The organism is Haloarchaeobius ordinarius, from assembly GCF_051801355.1.
Classification (GTDB): Archaea; Halobacteriota; Halobacteria; order Halobacteriales; family Natrialbaceae; genus Haloarchaeobius.
This window is the reverse complement of sequence record NZ_CP196560.1, coordinates 2,730,361-2,741,607: the sequence shown is the minus strand read 5'-3', so window position 1 is coordinate 2,741,607 and position 11,247 is coordinate 2,730,361. Positions and strand designations below refer to the sequence as shown.

Here is an 11,247-nt window from a genome sequence, read left to right as displayed (position 1 = left end):
TGGTAGTGTCGACATCTTAGAGCGAGCACTCGGTTTCGTCGCAGGGTATCATCGCGTCGGGGCCCTCGACCTTCTTGAGCAGCTCGACGTCCGCCATCTCGCCCGACTCCGGCTCGACACACTTGCCCATCCAGGTCGGGTTCAGCGCCTGGTGGTCACAGGCCCGGAACTGGTTCGGGCCGAGGATACTGTCCATCTCCAGGCCCGCGAGCGCGTCGATGACGTCGTCGACGTTGGTCGAGCCGGCCTCCTTGACGCCCTCGGCGGTCATCATGATGGACTGGTAGCCGACGCGGGCGAAGTTGTCCGGGACCGCATCGTACTCGTTCTGGTAGGCTTCGACGAACGAGTTGTTCTGCGGGTTGTCGATGTCCGCGACGTAGCGGACGCCGCCGTAGGTCCCGTACGCCTTCGGGCCGAGCGCGCCACGGACGACCTGGAAGGTCATCGTCGGCGCCATGATGTCGACGTTCTCGGTGAGGCCGCTGTCGACGGCCTGGCTCACGAAGGAGATGAGGTCGCCACCGGTCATCCCCACCACGACGACCTCCGCGTCGGAGTTGTTTATCTGGCTGATGTAGGAGTCGAAGTTGCTCGCCCCGAGTTCGGACTTCGAGGTGCCGACGATGTTGAGGTTCGGTTCGGCCTCCTCCATGCGCATCTTGACGCGGTTCTGGACCGAGGTCCCGTAGGCGTAATCCGCGATGTGGAACCAGACGTTCGTGCCGAGGTTCTTGACGGTGTACTCCGAGACGGCCTCGGCGATCTGTGCGGTGTTCGTCTCCGCGCGGAAGACGTACTCGTTACAGCCACTTCCCGTCACGGGGACTGCCGCCCCACCCGGGTTGTAGATTACCTGTTCCTCTGCGGCCAGTTCGTTCAGCGCGAGCGCGACGGAACTGGAGATGGCGCCCATGAGGAAGTTCGCCCCGTCCTGTTCGACGGCGCGGCGTGCCTCCTGCACCGATGCCGTGTCCTCGGTCTTCCCGTCCTTGTACACACCCTCTATCTCGAAGTCGAAGTCGTCGGACTCCTGGAGCGTCTTGATAGCCAGCTTCGCACCGTTCCGCTGGCCAGGTGCGAGCCCGCTGTACGGCCCGGACATCGGGCTCACGACCCCGTAGGTCAGTGTGTCGGTCTCCCCACCTGCACCACCGATGTTCCCGAGACACCCTGCGACGCTCAGTGCGCTTCCCCCCGCTGCGAGCTTCAGGAAGGCCCGCCGCGAACCGATAGAACTAGCTTGATTTCCGGACGTAACTGCGCGGTCATTGTTTCCCCGTGCCATGGATGATTCATTATTAAAAATAGGGTAAAGCAGTTCGCCCCCACATAGACGGGGTTTATATCCCCGACGAGCCATCACCTCAATTGCCTGCAACGCTTGTGTCTTGCGAAAACACCTAATAGGAGGCCCGAGATTTTACTCGTCACAATCGGTCGTGACTTCTACCGACAGCCCCCGGGAGTGGGTTCCGGCTGTCACTCCATCGTCACTCACGAATCTGTCCGCCACCACCGACTCGTGAGGTTTTATGTCCGGACGAGGAGACGACTCTCACGTATGTTCAAACACGTTGCGCTCCTGGTCCGGCAGGACGACATGACCCACGACGAGTTCGTCGACTACTGGCAGAACACCCACACACCCATCGCGAAGGACATAGAGGGCGTCGTGCGCTACCAGACGGTCCTCCCCACAGACCCAGAGAACGCGGAGTTCGACGGCCTCGCCGAACTGTACTTCGAGACGCTGGACGACCTGCACGAAGCACTCGGCAGCGAAGGCTCGCGCGACTACGACCCGACGCGCGAGGTCGCCGCGAAGGCCCGCGAGGACGTGAACAACTTCCTCGACATCGACCGTCGTCCCCGATTCATCGGCGAGGAGAAGGTCTGGAAGGACGAGGTCGACGGCGATACCGACGGCCTGTACAAGCACTCGGCGTTCCTCGTCCGCAAGGACGGGATGACACACGAGGAGTTCCGTGACTACTGGGAGAACAACCATTCGCCGCTGGCGAAGGACATCGAGGGCGTCGTCCGGTACCAGACGGTGTACCCGACGGACCCGGAGAACGCGGAGTTCGACGGTGTCGCCGAACTGTACTTCGAGACGCTGGACGACCTGCACGAAGCACTCGGCAGTGAAGGCTCGCGCGACTACGACCCCACCCGTGAAATCGCCGCGAAGGCCCGCGCAGACGTCGACAACTTCCTCGCCGTCGAGGAACGCCCCCGGTTCATCGGGCAGGAGCGTCTCGTGAAGAACGACGTCGGCGACGTCGAGGGGTACTGAATGGCCGAACCGGACTTCGCCGCCCAGGTCCGGGACGCCTATCCGGAACTCGAGCGCATCGAGGACGACCAGCTCCGCGAACAGGTCGTCGAAGCCTGGACGCTCGGGCTCGAACGCGGCGGCTGGCAGGACATCACGGACATCCCGTACGCCTGGAACATCCACGAGGTCACGAACGTCGAACACGTCCGGGGGGTAACCAAGATAGCCGTCGAGTCTGCGGCGATTCAGCGCGAGTTCCACGGTGCCGACCCCGACGTGGACACCATCGTGGCCGCCTGCCTGCTCCACGACGTCGGCAAGTGCTACGAGTACGTGGACTTCGTCGATGCAGAACTGCTGGACGAGCCCGACCGCGAGCACTACGCGAGCGAGGAGATTCCTCACTCCATCTCGGGGTACGCACTCGCCCACGAGGTCGGCGTTCCGCTGGACGTCCAGCGGGCCATCCCGCACTTCCTCGGCGAAGTGCCGAAACGGACGCTGGAAGCGGAACTGGTCAAGAGTGCGAACTCGGCGTCGTCGAACGCCATCACCCAGTCCGCGATGGGCATCACCCTGAAAGAGTGGGTCGCGCAGTACAGCCAGACACGACAGTAGCAGCTAGATGCGACAGTGACAGCCAGCCGGGCGGCAGGCGAGCCCGCATCGGCAGTCGATGGAGGGTCACAGCCCCCACGTTCTCTCCGGTTATCACGTTACAAAGTGTCGCGGTAATCCTTATCATTCGCCGTCTCCTAGAACGACTATCATGACAACTACGACAGAGTACGAGTGTCTGAGCTGTGGGCTCCGGACCGAGGACCCAGACGAGAACGAATGCCCGAAGTGCAGTGGCGAACTCCGAAACGTCTCGCTTCCCCGCGAGTAACGACGGTCGAGAATCTTACTCTTTTACCGTGGCAGTGGTGCCGTCACTGGCTCGATAGACGACACCGACGAGGACGAGGCCGAGCACGAGCGCGCCCGCACCGACGGCCGTCGCCATGCTATCGCCCGCCGTCGCCTCGGCGATGGTGAGCACCCCGGCGATGACACCGCCACCGGCGACGCCGGCACCGACCCGGCCGAGGAAACCGCCGGCAGCCCCCGATTGGCCGGCTGTCGCCGCCTGCTCGTCGGGAACCTCGTCGCGGACGGACTCCACCGTCCGGCGAAGGTCGGCGAGTTCCTCCTTCGTCACGAGTGACGCACGGAAGTCGGACAGGTCTTCCTCGGTGACCACCTTCGATTCGAGGTCGGACAGCTCCGCCGCCGTCGCGACACCTCCACGGAGGTCGGCGAAGTCCTCCTCGGTGACTACGTCCTCCTCCAGCGCATCGAGGGCGTCTTCGAGGGCCGCGACAGTCTCGGCGAGGTCGTCGGGAGCAGTACCCTCGTCTTCCACGTCGTCCAGCCGGTCCGACAGGGTCGACACGGACGCTCGAACCTCGTCGACGTCGGCAGCCGCGGCACGCTCGCTTCGCACGTCGTCGAGTTCCGCGACGTCGTCCGTCAGTGTAGCCACGTCCTCCGCGAGGTCGTCGAGGGCGGCAGTCGACGGCGTGGCGTCGGCCTGTGACTCGAGTCGCGCACGGACCGAGTCGAGTTCGTCTGCCAGTTCGGTCGCCGTCGAGCGAGTCCCTTCGACCGTGGACTGGAGTGCTTCGACGGTCTCGGCGTCGGCCGCCTCCTCCTCGAGTCTGTCTTCGAGCGTCTCCACCCGGTCCGCCGCCGCGGCTGCCGCTTCGGCGGCGTCAGCGGCGTCATTCTCGATGGCCGAGACCGCCGATTCTGCAGCGGTGTCGCGTTCGAGGTCGGCGACCGATTCCTGCAGGTCGGCGATAGCCATGTCTGCCTCGAGGACGTCCGAGCGGAGCGCCTGCACGTCGTCGTCGGTCGCACCGTCGGCGGCGAGCGATTCGACGCGCTCTGCGAGCGCGGCGAGGTCCTGCGAGACAGACGCCACCTCGTCGGTGTCTGCTGTGGTTTCTGCGAGGCGGTCGATGCGGTCCTGTGCCGCCGCGAGGTCGTCTGAGACGGTGTCGAGGGCCGTCTCGACGCTCGAGAGGTCAGTCTGTACGTCGTCGACCGTCGCTTCGACCGTATCGAGGTCGGCAACGAGCGATTCGATGTCCGCAGACTGCGCTTCGATATCGGCAGCCTGTGCCTCGCGTTCGGTGGCCGCGTCGTCGGCACGGGCCGTCAGGTCGTCGTGAGCCGAGTCGAGGGCGGCCACGTCGTCCGCGAGGTCCTCGACGGCTTCCGTCACGGCCGCGATGTCGTCGGTGGCCGTCGAGAGGGCCGACGCGCTGGCGGTCCGTTCGTCGAGTTCGGCCAGGTCCGCCTGGACGTCGTCGACGGTCGCCTCGAGTGCAGCCAGGTCGTCCAGGGTGGCAGTCGCTTCGTCGAGCGCGGCGAGGTCGGCACGGAGGGCGGCGACCTCTGCATCGAGCGTCTCGACGGTCTCGTCGAGGTCGGACAACGTCTCCGCGATATCCTCGACGGTCTCGGCGTCGGCCGCCCGGTCGGACAGGTCGGTCAGGGTCGCCGTCACGTCGTCGAGCGACGTCGCCAGGTCGTCGACGTCGTCGTCCAGCGCATCGACGGTCTCCCGCGTCGCAGCGGTCTCACGGAGCGAGTCGAGGTCAGCCTCGACGGCCTCGAGCGTCTTCCGGACGGCAGTGAGGTCGGCGTCGGTCGCTGCCTCGTCGGCCAGGTCGTCGAGGGACGACTGGAGCGTCCCGACACGGTCGTCGAGGTCGGCGACGGTCGCTGCACTGGCGGCGGACTCCTCGAGTGCCGCGAGGTCGTCACGAAGCGCCGTGAGGTCCTCGCCGAGCGATTCGAGGTCCGCGGCCGCCGCCGCTCGCCCGTCGAGGTCCTCGAGCGCCGCGTCAAGGTCCGCGACCCTCGCCGACACCGAGTCGAGGTCGTCCTCGCTCGCGACGGTCTCGTGCAGGGAGTCGAGGTTCTCCGCCGCCGCGTCCAGGTCCGCACGGATACTGGCGATCTCGTCTTCGCGGTTGCCGAGGCGCTCGAACATCTGCTCGATGGCGCGGTTCGAGGAGTCGTCCCCGGGGCCGCCGGCGGCGGTCTCGGGTCGTCGGTTCGTACCACCGTTCCCAGTCGTGCCCGTCGCCGTCAGCGTCTGCTGTGTGGATTCGACGGTGTCGCGTTCGCCACCCTCGTCGGCTTCGCCGTCCTCCTCGCTCGCGACGATACCCTCGAATCCGTCGAGACCGGCCTCTGCGGCAGCAAGTGCGCCGAGAGCCGCGCTGTTCGCCGGGTCGTCGGCAAGGCGCACGTCGTCGACGGAGAACGGGAGTGGGGCCGCGTCGAGTTGCGCCCCGAGCAACATCTCCATGCCGGGGACGCTCCCACTACCGGCGACGACGACCGTCGCCGCGACGCCCGACTGGAGGTCTCCCTCGTCGGCCTCGCGCTGGACCGCCTCGGACACGTCGGCGAGGAGCTGGTTGTAGGCGTCTGCGAGTGCGCCCTCGATGCCCTCGGAACTCGTTTCCAGCCCGAGGGTGAACGACGCACGAGCTTCGGCGACGGCGTCGACGGGTTCGCCCGCGGACGCGGCCGCCTGCTCGACCAGCCAGTCGCGGCCTTTCGCCAGCGAGAACCCGAGGACTGGGACACCATAGAAGGCCAGACAGACGGTCGTGACGGCGGGCCGAACGGCCACGCCGAGGCCGGTGTAGTTCCCGTCCGAGAGCGCGTCGTAGAGGACCGCGAGGCCGGTGTTCAGCGGGGTGGGGTCGTATCCTTCGTCGGAAAGGCCTGCGCTGACGGCCTCGCGGTGGTCGGTCGTCGGTTCGTCCGCGTCGAGGAACCGGCCGGGCGTCGTAAAGCAGACCGCCTCGTCGTCCCCGGGTCCCAGGACGTCCCTGGAGAGCGCCCCGATGAGCGAGGCGTCGTGTTCGCGGGGAACCACCACGTCGTTCGAGAAGAGCGGTTCCAGGTCGGTGTCGGTCGCGTCGGCGACGTCCGCCGCGTCCGCACCCAGGACGAAGACCGTGTCATCGCGTTCGATACAGCACAGTTCGGCCGGGTCGAACCCGGCCCCGGTCAGTGTGTCACGCGGAACCGCGACGACGGACGCCGCCGCCTCCGCGACAGTCGCGCCGTCGCCCCCGTCCCGTGCAGCCGTCAGTGTCGCCGTCCCGATGTCGAGTCCAGCCACCATGTCAGAGTAATCGTACGCCGGTTGTCGGGCATCTGTCTTGGTGTTTGTGTCGGTCGAATAGGATGATTTCGGAGAAACACTGGCCTCCGTCGCGTTTCGAGTTCGGAGCCCCTGGACGACGGTTTCGAAAGCCCAGCAGACGACTCGCGCTCGCGTCTATGACCGCAACCGCACCACACCGCAGCCTTCCCAGCCGATTGTGGTGCTCACTCCACTCCGTGGTTCGAGAGCGCGGAGTTCGCTCGTCGATACCGGAGTTCTCTCGTCGATACCTGAATCGACGATTCCGGTCAGCAGTCAGTGTCCCTGTCTCTGACGACATTGTCGGACGACGTCCAGCAGGCAGCCAGACTCTTCGATTCTGGCCACATCACGAAAATATCTGAGGCGACTGACTGTACGTGGCCTCCTCGAATCGCCAGAACGGTCGGTGCGGGTGGCGTTCTCAGACCGGGTCCAGCCCGGCTTCCTCCCGAAGCACCTGGATGTACTTTCGGAAGCCGGATTCGAGGTCGTACTGCACCTCGTAGCCGGTGTCCTCCTGGAACTTCGTCATGTCGAGGCGCTGGGTCCAGGGCAGTTCGCCCTCGTCGGAAACCTCGATGTCGGCGTCGGGCATGATCTTCTCGACGGTCTCGGCCGCCTTGCGGATGGACGCGAGTTCGCCGCGGACGTTGTACACGCGCTGGCTGAGGTCATCGTCCGGGGTGAAGGCGGCGAGGCGGAACGCCTGTGCGATGTCTTCGACGTGCTGCCAGTCGATCTCCTGGTCGCCGTACTCCACCGAGAAGGATTCACCGACAGCGGGCTTTTCGATGATGTTCGCGAGGAAGGCGGACCCACCAGTTTCGCGGTAGGGGCCGTAGGCGACCGTCGGCCGGATTGCCACGTGGGAGACGTCGTGGTCCTCGTAGTAGACGCGGGCCTGGTGTTCGTTGTACTCCTTGGTCGCGCCGTAGAGCGTGTCGGGGTAGACGAGGTCGTCCTCGGTGACCCACCAGTCGCCGCCGTCGTCGTAGTTCGTTGGCGGGGCGTAGACGGCCGCGGAGGACGCCCAGGCGACGCGTTCGACCTGGTCGGAGAGGGTGCGAGCGGCCTCGAAGATGTTGTTCGTCCCCTCGATGTTGACCTGCATCGCCGCGCGGGGGTTGTCCCGGGCCGTGTTGGTCAGCAAGGCGGCGAGGTGGACGATGTGGGTCGTCCCGGTCTCTTTGACCGCACGAATCACGTCGGTCGAGTCGCTCACGTCGCCGCGTCGAATCTCCACGTCGTCGGCGATGCCGAGCTTCTCCAGAATGCGCGGGTCTGTCGAGAGGTCGTAGGCGACCACGTCGTGCCCGTGGTCGACGAGGTCTTTCGCGACGTACGACCCGATGAATCCCGTGCCACCAGTGACGAGTACCGTGCTGTCTGCCATGTTCGCAAGTTCTGCCACTGCTCGCAAAAAGGTTCCCGTCGGACCGTGCCAGGTGTCGCCGCTGCACAGCACCCCAAGATTGAGGCTGTGTCACTGCGACGGAGGAGCATGGTAGCCGTCGCCGAACACTACCGGCCACCGTCCGAGAGCGACCGCAAACCGGGTGTCTATCGAGTGGTCGGACACGACACAGAGCGGGTCACGTTGCTTCTGGTCGGGGATGCCGACGAGAACCGGGCCGTCACGGGCGAACTCCTGTCCGTGTCCCACGAGGAGCTGGCCGGGTTCAAGGCGGTTCGCGAACCCCGGAGCGGGCTCGGTGGGTTCCTCAGGAACGTGGCACAGGGATTGTTCTGGAGCGTGCGAGGGGTTTTCCACCGCTGAAGACACGAATCAGCGGGGAACGATGACCCGGTATCGCGGGTCGGCACAGGTGCCGTCGACACCGGGGGCGACCCCGTCCGAGTCGTCGGAATGGGGATACCACGATGGGAGACATCGGTGGGGTGGGGGTCTCGGTTGTGGCGAACGACGACTCGGGCGGTCCCGGCCAGTACCGGCGGGGTGGGGGAGACAGTGTCGCCGATGGAGCCGGTCGCAATCCGTGCGGGCCGCCACATTCACCAAACAACACTACGAAATTAAATATATTTCGGTTGCTGTCCTCACGAAATAACGTCCCGGTGACCGCGATTCGTGCCGGTCACCCGAGAGACACCACGAATTATCAAGAGGGTGACCGTCGAACCGTCCCCTGTGGCCCAACACGACGTCGAACTCGAAGCAGTGCTGGACGACCTCGCCGCCGACGAGGCGGGGCTGTCGAGCGAGGAGGCTGCCCGCCGACTCGAGCAACACGGCCGAAACGAGTTCGTCGAGGGTGACAGACGGAACGCGCTCGACATCCTCGTCGCCCAGTTCCAGAGCGCACTCATCTGGGTACTGATAGCGGCAGCCATCGTCGCCGCAGTGGTCGGACACGGGGTCGACGCCGCACTCATCATGGGCATCGTGATACTGAACGGGGTCTTCGGGTTCTTCCAGGACTACCGTGCCGAGGAGAGTCTCCGTGCCCTGCGAGAACTCGCCGCACCGACGGCAACCGTCCTCAGGGACGGCGAGCAGGTCCAGATTCCCGCGCCGGAGGTGGTTCCCGGCGACGTGCTGGTGCTGACCGCGGGCGATGCGGTCCCGGCCGATGCGCGCCTCCTGAAGGCGACCGACCTCGCGGCCGACGAGGCCGCCCTGACCGGCGAGAGCCTCCCGCGGTCGAAGGAGACCGGCGTCCTCGACACCGACACCCCCGTCGCGGACCGCGACAACCTCGTGTACAAGCAGACGACGGTGGTTCGCGGCTCGGGCCGGGCCGTGGTGTACGCGACCGGGATGGACACGCAGGTGGGTGCCATCGCCGCCGAACTCGGTACCGTCGAAAGCCGCGAGACCCCCCTCCAGCGCGACCTCGACACGTTCGGTCGGCGGGTCGGCCTCGGCGTCCTCGTCCTCGCCGTCATCATCGGGGGCGTCCTCGTGGCCGGCGGGGCGGGACTCCTCCGGGCCGGCCTGACGGCCATCTCGCTGGCGGTCGCGGCCGTCCCGGAGGGCCTCCCGGCCGTCGTCACGCTCACGCTCGCCCTCGGGGTCCGCCGGATGGCCGACCAGAACGCGCTGGTCCGGGAGCTCCCCGCGGTCGAGTCCCTGGGGTCGGTCGACGTGGTCGCCACCGACAAGACCGGCACCGTCACCGAGGGCCAGATGACCGTCACGAAGGCGTGGGTCCACGGTCGCGAGTTCTCTCCCGACGAGGCCGACCTCGACGACGAACGCCACCGACTGCTGTTCGAAATCGGCGCGGTCTGTAACGACGCGGCCGGCGAGAACGGCGACCCGACCGAGGTCGCACTGCTCGATTCGGCGAGTACGGTCGGGCTTGACCCGAAAGCACTCCGGGAAGATCGCCCCCGCATCGACGAGGTGCCGTTCTCCTCGGAGCGCCGCCGGATGGCGACGATTCACGACGACCGCAGTTTCGTGAAGGGGGCGCCCGAGACCGTCCTCGAACAGTCCACGCAGGTCCTCACGGCGGACGGGCCGGTCGCGCTCGACGGGGGAACTCGTGCGGACATCCAGGAGACGGCGAACGGCTTCGCCGACGAGGCGCTTCGCGTCCTCGGGTTCGCATACGGCGACCCGGCCGACCCCGAATCCGACCTCGTGTTCGTCGGCCTGCAGGGCATGCAGGACCCGCCCCGTCCCGAGGTCCGGGAGGCCATCGCACAGACGAAAGACGCCGGTATCGCCGTGAAGCTCATCACCGGCGACAACCGCCGAACCGCGGCCGTCATCGGTGAGCAGGTCGGCCTCTCCGGCGACGTCGTCACCGGCAACGACATTGACGCGATGGACGAGAGGGAACTGAAAGACGCGGTCGAGGCCCACGAGGTGTTCGCCCGCGTCCTCCCCGAGCACAAGGTCGCCATCTGTCGCGCCCTGCAGGCCAACGGCCACACGGTCGCGATGACCGGCGACGGCGTCAACGACGCCCCCGCGCTGAAACACGCCGACGTGGGCATCTCGATGGGCCAGCGCGGCACAGAAGTCGCCAAACAGGCCTCCGACCTCGTCCTGCTCGACGACAACTACGCGACCATCGCCACCGCCATCCGGAACGGCCGGACCATCTTCGACAACATCTGGAAGTTCGTCGCGTACCTGCTGTCGGCGAACGTCACCGAGGTGTTGCTGGTGTTCATCGCCTCGCTGTTCGGCCTGCTCGTCCTGCCGCCGGCACAGCTGCTGTGGATCAACCTCCTCACCGACGGCCTCCCGGCTGTCGCCCTCGGCGTCGACCCCGAGAGCGGCGACGTGATGGACCGGCCCCCGCGGAACCGAAGCCAGGGCATCCTCGACCCGCAGATGCTGCGGACCATCGGCGGCCTCGGGCTGTCCTCGACGGTGGTCATGCTCGGGCTGGTGTACTGGCTGGTGACCACCAACGGCGGGTCGACCGAGTACGTCGTCTCGATGGTGTTCACCACCTTCGTCGTCGTGGAGTTCGTGAAGCTCTACGTCGTCCGCTGGATTCCGGGCAGACCCGAACCGAATCGCTGGCTCGGTGTGGCGGTGGCCGCGTCGCTCCTGTTGCAACTCGTGGTGCTGTACTTCGGGCCACTCCAGCGGGCGTTCGACGTGGTCCCGCTCACGCTCGCCGACTGGGGAATCGTGGGCCTGACGACCGTCGTGACGGCGATTCCGATGGTCGGCGTGGTGTGGCTGCTTCGCAAGCGTGCACCGAAGAACCAGACCACGACGGGCGGGAGAGTGACGACGCAGCGGGCTGACTGAAGACAGAGA

At 66.4% G+C, this 11,247-nt stretch carries 8 protein-coding genes; 5 read left to right on the top strand and 3 right to left on the bottom strand.

Annotated features, from left to right (window positions below):
- Positions 1-16: 16 nt before the first annotated feature.
- Positions 17-1,288, bottom strand: a complete 1,272-nt coding sequence (locus ACSC1R_RS14330; RefSeq protein WP_439026406.1) for an ABC transporter substrate-binding protein — start codon at positions 1,286-1,288, stop codon at positions 17-19.
- A 276-nt stretch (positions 1,289-1,564) separates the two neighbouring features.
- Between ACSC1R_RS14330 and ACSC1R_RS14325 the strand changes: the two genes are divergently transcribed.
- The 3 genes from ACSC1R_RS14325 (at position 1,565) to ACSC1R_RS14315 (ending at position 3,170) form a co-directional block, all read left to right on the top strand.
- Positions 1,565-2,299 carry an EthD domain-containing protein gene (locus tag ACSC1R_RS14325; RefSeq protein WP_439026405.1) on the top strand — a complete coding sequence of 245 codons (735 nt, stop codon included), beginning with the start codon at positions 1,565-1,567 and terminating at the stop codon, positions 2,297-2,299.
- Positions 2,300-2,899 (top strand): HD domain-containing protein, encoded by a 600-nt coding sequence (locus ACSC1R_RS14320; RefSeq protein ID WP_439026404.1) that lies wholly within the window; start codon positions 2,300-2,302, stop codon positions 2,897-2,899.
- Positions 2,900-3,050: 151 nt separating this feature from the next.
- Positions 3,051-3,170, top strand: coding sequence for a rubrerythrin-like domain-containing protein (locus tag ACSC1R_RS14315; RefSeq protein WP_439026403.1), 120 nt, complete (start codon positions 3,051-3,053; stop codon positions 3,168-3,170).
- Positions 3,171-3,185: 15 nt separating this feature from the next.
- Here ACSC1R_RS14315 and ACSC1R_RS14310 read toward each other — a convergent pair whose 3' ends face one another.
- Positions 3,186-6,476, bottom strand: a complete 3,291-nt coding sequence (locus ACSC1R_RS14310) for a hypothetical protein (RefSeq protein ID WP_439026402.1) — start codon at positions 6,474-6,476, stop codon at positions 3,186-3,188.
- 445 nt (positions 6,477-6,921) lie between these two features.
- On the bottom strand, positions 6,922-7,893 hold the full coding sequence (locus ACSC1R_RS14305) for an NAD-dependent epimerase/dehydratase family protein (RefSeq protein WP_439026401.1): 972 nt from the start codon (positions 7,891-7,893) through the stop codon (positions 6,922-6,924).
- A 108-nt stretch (positions 7,894-8,001) separates the two neighbouring features.
- On the opposite strand from ACSC1R_RS14305, the gene ACSC1R_RS14300 reads away from it, so the two are divergent.
- Together ACSC1R_RS14300 and ACSC1R_RS14295 are read left to right on the top strand one after the other, a co-directional pair.
- Positions 8,002-8,277, top strand: coding sequence for a hypothetical protein (locus ACSC1R_RS14300; RefSeq protein WP_439026400.1), 276 nt, complete (start codon positions 8,002-8,004; stop codon positions 8,275-8,277).
- Positions 8,278-8,649: 372 nt separating this feature from the next.
- Complete coding sequence (locus ACSC1R_RS14295) at positions 8,650-11,238, top strand: cation-translocating P-type ATPase (RefSeq protein WP_439026399.1); 2,589 nt, start codon at positions 8,650-8,652, stop codon at positions 11,236-11,238.
- Positions 11,239-11,247 lie beyond the last annotated feature (9 nt).